The following is a 14,777-nucleotide window of genomic DNA, read 5'->3' on the forward strand; positions in this document are numbered from 1 at the left end:
GAGACAGTTCGGTCCCTATCCGTCGCGGGCGTAGGAAATTTGAGAGGATCTGCTCCTAGTACGAGAGGACCAGAGTGGACTTACCGCTGGTGTACCAGTTGTCTTGCCAAAGGCATCGCTGGGTAGCTATGTAGGGAAGGGATAAACGCTGAAAGCATCTAAGTGTGAAACCCACCTCAAGATGAGATTTCCCATGATTTTATATCAGTAAGAGCCCTGAGAGATGATCAGGTAGATAGGTTAGAAGTGGAAGTGTGGCGACACATGTAGCGGACTAATACTAATAGCTCGAGGACTTATCCAAAGTAACTGAGAATATGAAAGCGAACGGTTTTCTTGGTTTGAATAGATATTCAATTTTGAGTAGGTATTACTCAGAGTTAAGTGACGATAGCCTAGGAGATACACCTGTACCCATGCCGAACACAGAAGTTAAGCCCTAGAACGCCGGAAGTAGTTGGGGGTTGCCCCCTGTGAGATATGGAAGTCGCTTAGCTTTATTCCGCCATAGCTCAGTTGGTAGTAGCGCATGACTGTTAATCATGATGTCGTAGGTTCGAGTCCTACTGGCGGAGTATAGATGAAAGGGAACATAACTGTGCTCCCTTTTTTATTATATAACTATTAGTCCCTTTGGCTCCATTAAGTGCGAGACAAATAGGCTTCTTTCTCAATTGTATAGTAGATTGAAATAAGATGTGAACAAATCGATTAGGAAAGTCAAATTAATGCCTAGAAATGTTTTAGTAATCGTTACGTACTATTCTAGATTCAGTCCTCTATAGTGGGGTGAAGAAAAGCTAAGATTGAGAAGAGGTTAGGGAAAAGACAATTTCCGCAGAAAATGAAGTAAATCCTCTCGCAATAAAACGCATACTATGCGTTTTTTTATTATATGACTTTCAGTCCGTCTCGCTCCGTTAGGTGCGAGACAAAAAAACCACCCGCTATGCGGGTGTGCGTCGAAGGTTATACCCCAAAAACTCCAAACGCGATACAATAAAGGTGTTCAAGCCAATTGTAAAGCGAAAGGAGAAAAATATGGCACAAAAGGCTCATAGTTTATCGCACACAAAGTGGCACTGTTCTATCACATTGTGTTCACCCCTAAGTATAGACGAAAAGTCATCTATAATCAATATCGAAGTAGTTTAGGCGAAATATTTCATCGTTTGTGTAGTTATAAAGGAGTTGAAATTATCGAGGGTCACTTAATGCCAGACCATGTACACATGTTAGTAAGTATTCCACCAAGGATAAGTGTTTCGAGTTTCATGGGTTATTTAAAAGGAAAAAGTGCACTCATGATGTTTGACAAATACGCCAATCTCAAGTACAAGTTTGGGAATCGGCATTTCTAGGCGGAAGATTATTATGTAAGTACAGTAGGGCTTAATGAAGCCACAATTAAGAAATATATTCAAGATTAAAGAAATTATCCAGTGGATGATTTCTTCACGAGTATGAAAATTTGAAAACGAGTAAAGCATGATATAGCACTAGATAAATTGAGTGTAAAAGAATATGAGGATCCCTTTAGGGATAGTGGTAAGTAATACTAAAGCCTCTTTGAGAGGCAAGTGACGAGTCAAGAGCAATAAGGCTTGAACAACGTGAAAGCCAGCGTCTTTAGGCGCTGGCTGGTAATTTGGGCTTATAGCCCTGGGACAAACCACCCGTTTGACGGGTGGTCATGATTTTAAGATTTTTACCTCAGTCTCTTTTAGTATTTAACACAGTTAATAAGGTCTTTAATAGTCTAATTTAGTTAGTAAATTTGTTTCTATTCTGTCAACTTTTCCTATTTTTTCTCTTGTTGAGGTTGGTATTTTAACAATTCAGGAATTATTAATGATTAATTAAAATTTTTTGTTAGAATAAGGTCATAAAAAGAAAAGGAGTATATATTTATGCTACAAAGTATTTATGATCAGATGACAGATTTCTATAACAGTATCGAAGAAGAGTATGCTACTTTCTTTGGTGATAGTTGGGAGTGGGAAGATTTTCATTTTAAATTTTTGATTTATTATCTTTTCCGATATAGCATTGGGTGTCGTAGGGATTTTATTGTCTACCATTATCGTGTTGCTTATCGTTTGTATCTTGAAAAATTGATAATGAAACAAGGTTTTGTTGCTTGTTGAGACAGTATGGATTAATTTCCGAACAAATTTGTTATTTTATAGAAAAATAATAATAAATAGCTGGTTATTTTTCTAAATCATTTTTTAATAGTTGGAAATAGCAAATCTTTCTATTGTTTCTTCTTGATAAAAAGGCGATTTTTTCTTATAATAAATTGTAAGATATAATTGCAGGTGAGATTCCTGCCATGTATGTGAGAAAGGAAGAGCCTGAGGGCTCAGACAAGATTATGACTTCAGTTGTTGTTGTAGGTACCCAATGGGGTGATGAAGGTAAAGGGAAGATTACAGACTTCCTTTCAGCGAATGCAGAAGTGATTGCACGTTACCAAGGTGGTGATAATGCAGGCCACACGATTGTGATCGATGGTAAGAAATTTAAGTTGCACTTGATTCCATCTGGAATTTTCTTCCCTGAAAAAATCTCTGTTATTGGGAATGGTATGGTTGTAAATCCTAAATCTCTTGTAAAAGAGTTGAGCTATCTTCATGAGGAAGGTGTGACAACTGATAACTTGCGTATTTCTGATCGTGCGCATGTTATTTTGCCTTATCATATCGAGTTGGATCGCTTGCAAGAAGAAGCTAAGGGCGACAATAAGATTGGTACGACAATTAAGGGAATTGGTCCAGCTTATATGGACAAGGCTGCTCGTGTTGGGATTCGTATCGCAGATCTTTTGGATAAAGATATTTTCCGTGAGCGTTTAGAACGTAACCTTGCTGAGAAGAATCGTCTTTTTGAAAAATTGTATGACAGTAAAGCGATTGCTTTCGATGATATTTTTGAAGAGTATTACGAATATGGTCAACAAATCAAAAAATATGTAACAGATACATCTGTTATCTTGAACGATGCGCTTGATAATGGTAAACGTGTGCTTTTTGAAGGTGCACAAGGTGTTATGCTAGATATTGACCAAGGTACTTATCCATTTGTTACGTCATCAAACCCTGTGGCTGGTGGTGTGACCATTGGTTCTGGTGTTGGTCCAAGTAAGATTGATAAGGTTGTAGGTGTGTGTAAAGCTTATACGAGTCGTGTAGGAGATGGTCCTTTCCCAACTGAGTTGTTTGATGAAGTGGGAGAACGTATCCGTGAAGTAGGTCATGAATATGGTACAACAACTGGTCGTCCACGTCGTGTGGGTTGGTTTGATTCAGTTGTCATGCGTCATAGCCGTCGTGTTTCTGGTATTACTAATCTTTCATTGAACTCTATCGATGTTTTGAGCGGTTTGGATACTGTGAAAATCTGTGTGGCCTATGATCTTGATGGTCAACGTATTGACTACTATCCAGCTAGTCTTGAGCAATTGAAACGTTGCAAGCCTATCTATGAAGAGTTGCCAGGTTGGTCAGAAGATATTACTGGAGTTCGTAATTTGGAAGATCTTCCTGAGAATGCGCGTAACTACGTTCGTCGTGTGAGTGAATTGGTTGGCGTTCGTATTTCTACTTTCTCAGTAGGTCCTGGTCGTGAACAAACAAATATTTTAGAAAGTGTTTGGTCCTAAGAGATTTTTAAGATTTGTTTAAGATAGTTCGGGTATACTATAAACAGTTACAAGAAGACCTCCTAACTTGTTGTAACAAATATCCTAAACTTTTCTTTTTCATAATAATCTCCCTATAAAGTCACCGCATTCGGTGGCTTTTTTTGTGTTGGGATTCATGATATAATAATAAAATCGATAAGTAGGAAAAGAGAAACGGATGAATTATACAGTTGAAGAAAAAGAAGTCTTCATGAGAGAGGCCTTGAGAGAGGCTGAGATTGCTCTTGAACACGATGAAATTCCAATTGGTTGTGTGATTGTCAAGGACGGAGCAATCATTGGCCGTGGGCATAATGCGCGTGAAGAGTTGCAACGAGCAGTTATGCATGCGGAGATTATGGCCATAGAGAATGCGAACTTGAGTGAGGAGAGTTGGCGCTTGCTGGATTGCACGCTTTTTGTGACTATTGAGCCTTGTGTCATGTGTAGTGGGGCGATTGGACTTGCCCGCATTCCAAACGTGGTCTATGGGGCTAAAAACCAGAAATTTGGCGCTGCTGGGAGTTTGTACGATATCTTGACAGATGAGCGTCTCAACCATCGTGTGGATGTTGAAACGGGAATTTTGGAAGATGAATGCGCAGCTATTATGCAGAACTTTTTTAGAAATAGACGGAAAAAATAATTTTGCTTTTAAAATGAAGAGGAATGTGATATAATAAATAGTGGAGCAACAGTTCTGCGTGAAGCGGGTCAGGGGAGGAATCCAGCAGCCCTAAGCGATTTGAATTGTGTGCTCTTTTTTTCGTGCTTTTTCCGAATAAATAAGATAGAATAATCTAGAATAAATGATAATAGAAAAGAGAAGAATATGAAAATTCGTGGTTTTGAATTGGTTTCTAGTTTTACAGATGAAAATTTATTACCCAAGCGTGAGACAGCGCATGCGGCTGGTTACGACTTAAAGGTTGCGGAACGGACTGTGATTGCGCCAGGAGAGATTGTCTTGGTTCCGACAGGGGTTAAGGCTTATATGCAGCCGACTGAGGTTCTCTACCTCTATGATCGCTCTTCAAACCCTCGTAAGAAGGGCTTGGTCTTGATTAACTCGGTTGGTGTCATTGATGGGGATTATTATGGAAATCCTGGGAATGAAGGGCATATTTTTGCTCAGATGAAGAATATCACAGACCAAGAGGTTGTTCTTGAAGTTGGGGAACGTGTGGTCCAGGCTGTCTTTGCTCCTTTCTTAATTGCAGATGGAGATGCAGCTGATGGCGTGCGAACTGGTGGATTTGGATCGACTGGGCACTAGAATGAAGATTATCTTTGTACGTCATGGAGAGCCAGATTATAGTATGCTTGATAAACTTGAAAATCCACAACTCTATAGTGGTTTTGGTCGTGATTTAGCACCATTGACAGGAAAAGGTCGCAGTCTGGCAAAAGAAGTTGCTAAAACTGCATGTTTTGGAAAGGCAGAGATTATTATTTCATCGTCTGTGACGAGGGCTTTAGAAACAGCCCATTATATAGCAGTTGAAACAGGATTGGACTTATTTGTGGAGCCGTTTTTTCATGAGTGGCGTCCAGACTTAGATGGTACTAACTCTGATTTAACTAGTGTATTGGTAGCTCATGAATATTATCTAAAACATCAAGGAAGTTTACCTGAAGATTCTCCTTATCGCTATGAAACAGCTCTGGAGATGCGTCATCGTTTTTTAAGAACTTTGGAAAAATATAAAAATTATAAAACTATTATCATTGTAACTCACGGAATGCTCATGCGTCAGTTTGTGCCAAATGAGAAGATTGATTTTTGCCAAGTGATTGAGTGTGAGTTAGAGATATAGAAAGAGGTTTATCATCGCAAAAAAAAAAGCGACATTTGTATGTCAAAATTGTGGGTATAATTCCCCTAAATATCTGGGACGATGCCCCAACTGTGGGTCTTGGTCTTCTTTTGTAGAAGAGGTTGAGGTTGCCGAGGTCAAAAATGCGCGTGTGTCCTTGACATTGGATAGTTTTATGGGGATCTTAATATGAAAATTATTTTTATCCGTCACGGGGAGCCAGATTACCGTGAGTTAGAGGAGCGTTCTTATACGGGATTTGGGATAGATTTGGCACCCTTGTCTGATAAGGGACGGCAGCAAGCTCAGAAACTGAGCAAAAATCCTTTACTCCCTTCAGCTGAAATAATTATATCTTCTGCAGTCACAAGAGCTTTAGAAACGGCTTCTTATGTGGCCTGTGCTACGGGTCTTCCTTTAAGAGTAGAGCCTTTATTACATGAATGGCAGGTCTATGAAAGTGGCACAGATAATTTTGAAAAAGCTCGTACTATGTTTCTAGAAAATAAGGGGGAGTTACTTCCTAATAGTCCTATTCAATATGAGACAGCTACGGAAATGAAGTCTCGTTTTCTAGAATGTATGTCTAAGTATCGAGAACATCAGACTGTGGTAGTTGTAGCTCATAACATGCTTATGCGCCAGTTTGTGCCAAATGAGAAGATTGATTTTTGCCAAGTGATTGAGTGTGAGTTAGAGATATAGAAAGAGGTTTATCATCGCAAAGAAAAAAGCGACATTTGTATGTCAAAATTGTGGGTATAATTCCCCTAAATATCTGGGACGTTGTCCTAACTGTGGGTCTTGGTCTTCCTTTGTAGAAGAGGTTGAGGTTGCCGAGGTCAAAAATGCGCGTGTGTCCTTGACAGGTGAGAAAACCAAGCCCATGAAACTGGCTGAGGTGACTTCAATCAACGTTAATCGAACCAAGACGGAGATGGAGGAATTTAACCGTGTACTTGGAGGCGGAGTGGTACCAGGAAGTCTCGTCCTCATCGGTGGGGATCCTGGGATTGGAAAATCAACCCTTCTCTTACAAGTCTCAACCCAGTTGTCTCAAGTGGGTACGGTTCTCTACGTCAGTGGGGAGGAATCTGCCCAGCAGATTAAGTTACGAGCAGAGCGCTTGGGAGATATCGATAGCGAGTTTTATCTCTATGCCGAGACCAATATGCAGAGCGTTCGAGCTGAGGTGGAGCGCATCCAGCCAGACTTCCTCATTATTGACTCTATCCAGACCATTATGTCTCCTGAGATTTCAGGGGTGCAGGGGTCTGTGTCTCAGGTGCGTGAGGTGACTGCTGAACTTATGCAGCTGGCCAAAACTAATAACATTGCCATCTTTATCGTAGGGCATGTGACCAAGGAAGGAACCTTGGCTGGGCCTAGAATGTTGGAGCATATGGTGGATACGGTGCTTTACTTTGAAGGGGAGCGTCACCATACCTTTCGTATTTTGAGAGCGGTCAAAAACCGTTTTGGCTCCACTAATGAGATTGGGATTTTTGAGATGCAGTCGGGTGGCTTGGTTGAGGTCCTCAATCCGAGTCAAGTTTTCCTAGAAGAGCGTTTGGATGGAGCAACTGGTTCATCAATCGTTGTGACCATGGAAGGGACTCGTCCTATTTTGGCGGAGGTTCAGGCTTTGGTAACACCGACCATGTTTGGAAATGCTAAGCGTACTACGACAGGGCTTGATTTCAATCGCGCCAGCTTGATTATGGCTGTTTTGGAAAAACGAGCAGGTCTTCTCTTGCAAAATCAGGATGCTTACCTCAAATCTGCTGGCGGTGTCAAATTGGATGAACCTGCCATTGACTTAGCTGTTGCAGTTGCCATTGCTTCGAGCTATAAAGACAAGCCAACCAACCCTCAGGAATGTTTTGTGGGAGAACTGGGCTTGACAGGAGAAATTCGGCGCGTGAATCGTATCGAACAACGTATCAACGAAGCTGCTAAACTGGGCTTTACTAAGATTTATGTACCCAAGAATTCCTTGACAGGAATTACTCCACCTAAGGAAATTCAGGTGATTGGTGTGACTACCATTCAGGAAGTTTTGAAAAAGGTCTTTGCATAATCCGTGACAAATCCTCTTAAAAATGATAAGATAGGAGAAATATTTGACTATCAAATTTTCAAGGAGGGAATCGTGTCGTATTTTGAACAGTTTATGCAAGCCAATCAGGCTTATGTTGCCCTACATGGGCAGTTAAATCTGCCACTTAAACCCAAAACCAGAGTAGCTATTGTGACCTGCATGGATTCACGTTTGCACGTTGCACAAGCTTTGGGATTGGCACTTGGGGATGCTCATATCTTGCGGAATGCAGGTGGTCGAGTGACTGAGGACATGATTCGTTCGCTGGTGATTTCCCAGCAACAGATGGGAACAAGAGAGATTGTGGTGCTGCACCATACAGACTGTGGTGCTCAGACCTTTGAAAATGGCCCTTTTCAGGAGTATTTAAAAGAGGAACTAGGTGTCGATGTGTCAGACCAGGACTTCTTGCCCTTTCAAGATATAGAGGAGAGTGTACGTGAGGACATGCAACTCCTTATCGAGTCCCCCCTAATACCAGATGATGTCATTATTTCTGGTGCCATTTATGATGTGGATACAGGAAGTATGACAGTTGTAGAATTATAAATACTTCATTTAGAAAGAAAGTGTATGAAGAAAAACAGTATTTTATTTATTTTTATTTTATTGCTATGTGTTGGTTTGCAGTATGAAACCATCTACTATACGGACGGTTCGATGTCAGGTGCGGAATATAGACTAATGGGAGTTTCTATCTTTCTAGCTCTCTTTTACATGATTCCGGCTCTTTATTTCCTTTTCCGTATTGGGAAAAAATGGGAATTGCCAAAGAAGGCCTTGATCTTGTCTTTATTGGGTGGGATGTTCCTTTCAGGTTGGCTGTCTAGCTTTGCTAATACCTATATCCATGATTTACTGGGGGTTCTTTTCCCAGATAGTGTATTTTTAAATGCCTTTGAAAGTGCTATTGTGGCTCCTTTGGTAGAAGAACCCTTGAAATTATTGCCACTTGTCTTTGTTTTAGCTTTGATTCCTGTGCGAAAATTAAAATCATTGTTTTTACTAGGCATTGCTTCTGGTTTGGGATTCCAAATGATTGAGGATATTGGCTATATTCGTACAGATTTGCCAGAGGGCTTTGATTTTACCATTTCAAGGATTTTGGAGCGTATCATCTCAGGAATTGCCTCTCACTGGACTTTTTCAGGTCTAGCTGTAGTAGGTGTTTACTTGCTTTACAGAGTCTATAAAGGACAGAAGGTTGGCAAGAAACAGGGGCTTATTTTCCTAGGTTTAGCCTTGGGAACTCACTTCTTGTTTAATTCTCCTTTTGTAGAATTAGAGACAGAGTTGCCCTTAGCGATTCCATTGGTTACGGCTATTACTCTCTATGGGTTTTATCAGGCTTATCGCTTTGTTGAGAAGCACGATGAGATAATGAACTAGAATATTTTTCAAAAGAATGATGCAAGGGTACAAATATGGTGCCCTTCTTTTATTTTTGATTGAAAAATAGTGCAAAAAGAGCTACAATGGTAGATGGAAAATCTTGTGAAAAGCACAAGCGATACATATATACCGGAGGAAATCATGTCTTTTTCTGATTTAAAGCTGTTTGCCCTTTCTTCTAATAAAGAATTGGCAGAACGTGTGGCGCAGGAGATTGGGATAGAGTTGGGGAAATCAAGTGTTCGCCAATTTTCAGATGGAGAAATTCAGGTCAACATCGAAGAATCAATCCGTGGGAAACACGTCTTTATCCTACAATCAACTAGCTCGCCTGTAAATGACAATCTGCTTGAAATTTTGATTATGGTAGATGCTTTGAAGCGTGCGAGTGCAGAATCTGTCAATGTTGTCATGCCTTACTATGGGTATGCACGTCAGGATAGAAAGGCGAGAGCGCGTGAGCCAATCACTTCAAAACTTGTCGCAAATATGCTTGAAGTAGCTGGAGTGGATCGTTTATTGACAATCGACTTGCATGCTGCGCAGATTCAAGGATTCTTTGATATTCCTGTGGATCACTTGATGGGGGCTCCTCTGATTGCGGATTATTTTGAGCGTCGTGGCATGGTTGGTTCTGACTATGTGGTTGTCAGCCCAGACCATGGAGGGGTGACTCGTGCTCGTAAGTTGGCAGAATTTTTGAAAACATCTATCGCTATTATTGATAAACGTCGTAGCGTTGATAAGATGAATACTAGTGAAGTCATGAACATCATTGGTAAGGTCGAAGGCAAGACTTGTATCTTGATTGATGATATGATTGATACGGCAGGAACCATTTGTCATGCGGCAGATGCCCTTGCAGAGGCTGGTGCTGTTGAAGTCTATGCGAGCTGTACACACCCAGTTCTTTCTGGTCCTGCTATGGACAATATCCAAAAATCAGCTATTAAAAAATTGGTTGTTTTGGATACAATCTATCTGCCAGAAGAGCGTTTGATTGATAAGATTGAACAGATTTCAATCGCTCATCTCTTGGGGGATGCTATCGTACGTATCCATGAAAAACGCCCACTTTCTCCACTTTTCAGTATTGAGAAAAAGATTTAAGTTTTCACTTAAAATGGAACATACTCCTAGCAGAAGTGAACTGCTGGGAGCTTTTTTGTAGCCAAAATCTGCAAGCCTTTTCAAAATATGCTATACTGATGAAAAAGGAGGATTTCTATGAGTCAAGAATTTATCAATCCAAGTGATGGCGTGATTCGTCAGTATCTCGCAACGAGTAAAACCCTTGCTGTGGTGGGCTTGTCTGACCGTGAGGAAACAACTAGCAATCGAGTGACCAAGGAAATGCAGGCTCGGGGTTATAAAATTATCCCAGTCAATCCCAAGGTAGCAGGTGGCGAAATCTTGGGTGAAAAGGCTTATGCTAGCTTAGCTGAGATTCCTTTTCCTGTAGACATTGTCAATGTTTACCGTCGCAGCGAGTTTCTGCCTGATGTGGCGCGTGATTTTCTCAAGGCTGATGCCAAGATTTTTTGGGCACAGCTGGGACTTGAAAGTCTAGAAGCGGAAGAAATCTTGCGTGCTGGTGGATGTGATGACATCGTGATGAATCGCTGCATTAAGAGAGAACATACACGCTTGATTGAGGAAGCATAAGAAAAAGGTAGCTGGTGGGCTACCTTTTGTGTTAGAAAATGCCGATAAGGATCTGCATACCAAGACTAGTGAGGATGATGGCTATCCAGCAGATGGCTCCGAGAAGAATGGATTTTCCACTGGATTTGACCATAGCGACCAGATTGGTTTTGAGACCGATAGCACTCATGGCCATGACAATAAGGAATTTAGAGAGTTGTTTGAGAGGGGTAAAGAAACTACTGGACACACCTAGAGAGGTGAGTAGTGTAGTGAGGAGAGAGGCAAGGATAAAGTAAAGGATAAAAAGTGGGAAGACTTTTTTCAGTTGTAGGCTTTGCTTGTTTTCTTGTTGGCGACTTTGCCAGTAGGATAGAAAGAGCGTGATAGGGATAATGGCCAAAGTACGTGTGAGTTTAACAATGGTTGCAGACTCGAGGGTATTGCTTTGGTAAAGACTGTCCCAAGCGCTGGCGGCAGCCGTTACAGAGGAAGTGTCGTTGACCGCAGTCCCTGCAAAGAGGGCGAAGCCTTCATTGGATAGATGAAGCCAGGTGCCGAGGGTTGGAAAGATGAGCGCAGCCAAGACATTGAAGAAAAAGATAACGGAAATGGCTTGGGCTACTTCCTTTTCCTTAGCATCAATAACAGGCGCTGTCGCCGCAATGGCAGAACCCCCACAGATGGAAGAACCTACTCCAACCAAGGTAGCCAGTTTTGTATCCAGTGCAAAGAAGCGCTGGAAGAAGTAGGCAATAATCAGAGCTATTGAGATAGTGGACAGGATGACAGGGAGCGAAGATTGGCCAACTGCGAAGACCTGCGAGATATTGAGACCAAAACCAAGCAAGACAACGGCATATTGGAGTAATTTTTTAGAACTAAAGGTCAACCCAGCATCCAGTTGTTTATAGGACGAGAGAAAGGGATGTAGGAGCATGCCTATGAAAATGGCAAAAACGGGCGCGCCAATAACAGGGAAGAATCCTCCTAAGTACCAAGATACGATAGAAATGAGAAAGCAGGCCAAGATACCTGCTCCATTTTTTGATAGAAATGACATAAAAACCTCCAAATAGAATCTGTTACCATTATAGACCTTTAAACAGGAAAAGTAAAATAGAAAGTGGAAAGTTATTCTATCATGTATTTTTGCGGTCGGGGGGCTTTTGTAGTATAATAGAGATACGTTTTGAAAGTAGGAGGTATCTATGGACTTAACTAAGCGCTTTAATAAACAGTTAGATAAGATTCAAGTTTCGTTGATTCGTCAGTTTGACCAGGCTATTTCTGAGATTCCTGGGGTCTTGCGTTTGACCTTGGGGGAACCTGATTTTACAACGCCAGATCATGTCAAGGAGGCGGCCAAGCGAGCGATTGATCAGAACCAATCCTACTATACAGGAATGAGTGGTCTGCTGACTCTACGTAAGGCGGCCAGTGACTTTGTTAAGGAAAAGTACCAACTGGACTATGCTCCTGAAAATGAAATCTTGGTTACAATTGGGGCGACAGAGGCTTTATCTGCTACTTTGACGGCTATTTTGGAAGAGGGAGACAAGGTACTTTTGCCAGCTCCTGCCTATCCAGGTTATGAACCGATTGTCAATCTAGTTGGGGCAGAGATTGTCGAGATTGACACAACTGAAAATGGTTTTGTCTTGACTCCTGAAATGTTGGAGAAGGCCATTTTGGAGCAGGGTGACAAGCTCAAGGCGGTTATTCTCAACTATCCAGCCAATCCGACAGGAATTACCTACAGTCGGGAACAATTGGAGGCCTTGGCAGCTGTTTTACGCAAGTATGAGATTTTTGTTGTCTGTGATGAGGTTTACTCAGAATTGACCTACACAGGGGAAGCCCATGTGTCTCTAGGAACCATGTTGAGAGATCAGGCTATTATTATCAATGGTCTATCTAAATCGCATGCCATGACAGGTTGGCGTTTGGGTCTGATTTTTGCTCCTGCAGCCTTTACAGCCCAGTTGATCAAGAGTCACCAGTACTTGGTGACTGCCGCAAATACTATGACTCAACATGCTGCGGTAGAAGCCTTGACGGCTGGTAAAAATGATGCGGAACCTATGAAGAAGGAATACATCCAGCGTCGAGATTATATTATCGAGAAAATGACTGCTCTTGGTTTTGAGATTATCAAACCAGACGGTGCCTTCTATATCTTTGCTAAGATTCCAGCAGGATATAATCAAGATTCTTTTGCTTTTCTGAAGGATTTTGCTCAGAAGAAGGCTGTTGCCTTTATCCCTGGTGCTGCCTTTGGGCGTTATGGAGAAGGTTATGTTCGCCTGTCTTATGCAGCCAGCATGGAGACGATCAAAGAAGCAATGAAACGACTTGAGGAGTACATGAGAGAAGCATGATTCAGTCTATCACGAGTCAAGGCTTGGTGCTCTACAATCGTAACTTTCGTGAGGATGACAAGCTAGTCAAGATTTTTACAGAGCAGGCTGGCAAGCGCATGTTTTTCGTTAAACATGCTGGCCAGTCTAAGCTGGCGCCGGTTATTCAGCCCTTGGTGCTGGCACGATTTCTCTTGCGAATCAATGATGATGGGCTTAGCTACATTGAGGACTATCATGAGGTGATGACTTTTCCCAAGATTAATAGTGACCTCTTTGTCATGGCCTATGCGACCTATGTAGCGGCTCTTGCAGATGCTAGTTTGCAGGACAATCAGCAGGATGCTCCCTTGTTTGCTTTTTTGCAAAAGACTTTGGAGTTGATGGAAGTAGGCTTAGATTATCAGGTTTTGACCAATATTTTTGAAATCCAAATCTTGACTCGATTTGGGATCAGCCTCAATTTTAATGAGTGTGTTTTTTGCCATCGGGTTGGTCAGGCTTTTGACTTTTCTTTCAAATATGGAGCCTGCCTCTGTCCAGAGCATTATCATGAGGATGAGAGACGTTGCCATCTAAATCCCAATATCCCTTATCTGCTCAATCAATTTCAAGCCATTGATTTTGAGACTTTGGAGACCATTTCGCTCAAGCCTGAAATCAAGCAAGAGCTACGCCAATTTATGGATCAACTCTACGAAGAGTACGTTGGGATTCACCTAAAATCAAAGAAATTTATTGATTCCCTAGCAGACTGGGGACAATTACTAAAAGAGGAAAAGAAATGAAAAAAATCGCAGTAGATGCCATGGGGGGAGATTACGCACCTCAGGCCATCGTTGAGGGTATCAATCAAGCCCTAGCTGACTTTTCAGATATCGAGGTTCAACTCTACGGAGATGAAGCTAAAATCAAGCAATATCTGACAGCGACAGAACGCGTCAGCATTATCCATACGGATGAGAAGATTGATTCAGACGATGAACCTACAAGAGCTATTCGGAAAAAGAAAAATGCCAGTATGGTATTGGCGGCCAAGGCTGTCAAAGAAGGCGAAGCAGACGCTGTTCTCTCAGCTGGGAATACAGGTGCTTTGTTGGCAGCAGGATTTTTCATCGTGGGTCGTATCAAGAATATAGATCGACCTGGACTTATGTCAACCTTGCCGACTATTGATGGGAAAGGTTTTGATATGCTTGACCTCGGTGCCAATGCGGAAAATACAGCCCAGCACCTCCATCAATACGCTGTCCTAGGTTCCTTCTATGCTAAAAATGTCCGTGGAATTGCGCAACCACGCGTTGGCTTGCTTAACAACGGAACAGAGAGTAGTAAGGGTGATCCGCTTCGTAAGGAAACTTATGAATTATTAGTGGCTGATGAAAGTTTGAACTTTATCGGAAATGTGGAAGCGCGTGATTTGATGAATGGCGTTGCGGATGTTGTCGTGGCAGATGGTTTCACGGGAAACGCTGTGCTCAAATCCATTGAAGGGACAGCTATGGGAATCATGGGCTTGCTCAAGACAGCTATTACAGGTGGTGGTCTTCGAGCGAAACTAGGCGCCCTCCTTCTCAAGGATAGCCTCAGAGGTTTGAAAAAACAGCTCAACTACTCAGATGTTGGTGGAGCGGTCTTGTTTGGTGTTAAGGCACCGGTTGTCAAGACTCATGGCTCAAGCGATGCCAAAGCTGTTTATAGTACGATTCGCCAGATTCGTACCATGCTAGAAACAGACGTAGTTGCCCAGACTGCGCGTGAATTTTTCAGGAGAATAA

At 41.9% G+C, this 14,777-nt stretch carries 14 protein-coding genes, 1 tRNA gene, 2 rRNA genes, 1 other RNA gene and 3 pseudogenes; 20 read left to right on the forward strand and 1 reads right to left on the reverse strand.

The window, feature by feature from the left end; all coding sequences use genetic code 11:
- From HMPREF0851_RS0104470 to HMPREF0851_RS14600, 17 genes and pseudogenes are all read left to right on the forward strand, one after another.
- Window positions 1-304 (forward strand): 23S ribosomal RNA (locus HMPREF0851_RS0104470); the annotation flags it as partial.
- A 76-nt stretch (window positions 305-380) separates the two neighbouring features.
- A 5S ribosomal RNA gene (gene rrf / locus HMPREF0851_RS14540) occupies window positions 381-496 on the forward strand.
- A 5-nt stretch (window positions 497-501) separates the two neighbouring features.
- A tRNA-Asn gene (locus HMPREF0851_RS14545) sits at window positions 502-575 on the forward strand.
- Window positions 576-1,041: 466 nt separating this feature from the next.
- Window positions 1,042-1,556, forward strand: a pseudogene (tnpA, locus tag HMPREF0851_RS16065) (IS200/IS605 family transposase).
- Window positions 1,557-1,910: 354 nt separating this feature from the next.
- The gene (gene comW, locus HMPREF0851_RS14550) at window positions 1,911-2,147 is read left to right on the forward strand and encodes a sigma(X)-activator ComW (protein ID WP_000941926.1); all 237 of its coding nucleotides are present in this window, start codon (window positions 1,911-1,913) and stop codon (window positions 2,145-2,147) included.
- A gap of 230 nt (window positions 2,148-2,377) precedes the next feature.
- Window positions 2,378-3,664 carry an adenylosuccinate synthase gene (locus HMPREF0851_RS14555; protein ID WP_001832534.1) on the forward strand — a complete coding sequence of 429 codons (1,287 nt, stop codon included), beginning with the start codon at window positions 2,378-2,380 and terminating at the stop codon, window positions 3,662-3,664.
- A 199-nt stretch (window positions 3,665-3,863) separates the two neighbouring features.
- Window positions 3,864-4,331, forward strand: a complete 468-nt coding sequence (tadA, locus tag HMPREF0851_RS14560; protein ID WP_001110108.1) for a tRNA adenosine(34) deaminase TadA — start codon at window positions 3,864-3,866, stop codon at window positions 4,329-4,331.
- A 32-nt stretch (window positions 4,332-4,363) separates the two neighbouring features.
- Window positions 4,364-4,461, forward strand: an RNA gene (ffs, locus tag HMPREF0851_RS16075) — signal recognition particle sRNA small type.
- A 56-nt stretch (window positions 4,462-4,517) separates the two neighbouring features.
- A complete protein-coding gene (locus HMPREF0851_RS14565; RefSeq protein ID WP_000701980.1) occupies window positions 4,518-4,961 on the forward strand; it encodes a dUTP diphosphatase in 444 nt (147 codons plus the stop codon).
- A 1-nt stretch (window position 4,962) separates the two neighbouring features.
- On the forward strand, window positions 4,963-5,502 hold the full coding sequence (locus HMPREF0851_RS14570) for a histidine phosphatase family protein (protein ID WP_000691250.1): 540 nt from the start codon (window positions 4,963-4,965) through the stop codon (window positions 5,500-5,502).
- 10 nt (window positions 5,503-5,512) lie between these two features.
- A pseudogene (locus HMPREF0851_RS16340) lies at window positions 5,513-5,665 on the forward strand (DNA repair protein RadA); the annotation flags it as partial.
- 26 nt (window positions 5,666-5,691) lie between these two features.
- Window positions 5,692-6,207, forward strand: a complete 516-nt coding sequence (locus HMPREF0851_RS14575; RefSeq protein WP_000691223.1) for a histidine phosphatase family protein — start codon at window positions 5,692-5,694, stop codon at window positions 6,205-6,207.
- A gap of 10 nt (window positions 6,208-6,217) precedes the next feature.
- The gene (gene radA / locus HMPREF0851_RS14580; RefSeq protein ID WP_135783528.1) at window positions 6,218-7,582 is read left to right on the forward strand and encodes a DNA repair protein RadA; all 1,365 of its coding nucleotides are present in this window, start codon (window positions 6,218-6,220) and stop codon (window positions 7,580-7,582) included.
- A 72-nt stretch (window positions 7,583-7,654) separates the two neighbouring features.
- Complete coding sequence (locus HMPREF0851_RS14585; RefSeq protein WP_004237611.1) at window positions 7,655-8,152, forward strand: beta-class carbonic anhydrase; 498 nt, start codon at window positions 7,655-7,657, stop codon at window positions 8,150-8,152.
- A gap of 24 nt (window positions 8,153-8,176) precedes the next feature.
- Window positions 8,177-8,992 carry a PrsW family intramembrane metalloprotease gene (locus tag HMPREF0851_RS14590; protein WP_000742257.1) on the forward strand — a complete coding sequence of 272 codons (816 nt, stop codon included), beginning with the start codon at window positions 8,177-8,179 and terminating at the stop codon, window positions 8,990-8,992.
- Between the two features lie 144 nt (window positions 8,993-9,136).
- The gene (locus HMPREF0851_RS14595) at window positions 9,137-10,105 is read left to right on the forward strand and encodes a ribose-phosphate diphosphokinase (protein ID WP_000010158.1); all 969 of its coding nucleotides are present in this window, start codon (window positions 9,137-9,139) and stop codon (window positions 10,103-10,105) included.
- Window positions 10,106-10,222: 117 nt separating this feature from the next.
- Window positions 10,223-10,660: a CoA-binding protein gene (locus HMPREF0851_RS14600; RefSeq protein WP_000076488.1), complete on the forward strand. Its 438-nt coding sequence runs from the start codon at window positions 10,223-10,225 to the stop codon at window positions 10,658-10,660.
- Between the two features lie 31 nt (window positions 10,661-10,691).
- Here the strand turns inward: HMPREF0851_RS14600 and HMPREF0851_RS14605 are convergent, their stop codons facing one another.
- Window positions 10,692-11,702 (reverse strand): YeiH family protein, encoded by a 1,011-nt coding sequence (locus HMPREF0851_RS14605; protein WP_000009128.1) that lies wholly within the window; start codon window positions 11,700-11,702, stop codon window positions 10,692-10,694.
- A gap of 148 nt (window positions 11,703-11,850) precedes the next feature.
- On the opposite strand from HMPREF0851_RS14605, the gene HMPREF0851_RS14610 reads away from it, so the two are divergent.
- The 3 genes and pseudogenes from HMPREF0851_RS14610 to plsX all read left to right on the forward strand — a co-directional run.
- On the forward strand, window positions 11,851-13,020 hold the full coding sequence (locus tag HMPREF0851_RS14610; RefSeq protein ID WP_000366335.1) for a pyridoxal phosphate-dependent aminotransferase: 1,170 nt from the start codon (window positions 11,851-11,853) through the stop codon (window positions 13,018-13,020).
- Complete coding sequence (gene recO, locus HMPREF0851_RS14615) at window positions 13,017-13,787, forward strand: DNA repair protein RecO (protein ID WP_000616140.1); 771 nt, start codon at window positions 13,017-13,019, stop codon at window positions 13,785-13,787. The genes HMPREF0851_RS14610 and recO overlap by 4 nt, the downstream gene beginning before the upstream one ends.
- Window positions 13,784-14,764, forward strand: a pseudogene (gene plsX / locus HMPREF0851_RS0104475) (phosphate acyltransferase PlsX); the annotation flags it as partial. The gene recO and the pseudogene plsX, both read left to right, overlap by 4 nt.
- Between the last annotated feature and the right edge of the window lie 13 nt (window positions 14,765-14,777).

It is taken from the genome of Streptococcus sp. M334, from assembly GCF_000187745.1.
GTDB lineage: Bacteria > Bacillota > Bacilli > Lactobacillales > Streptococcaceae > Streptococcus.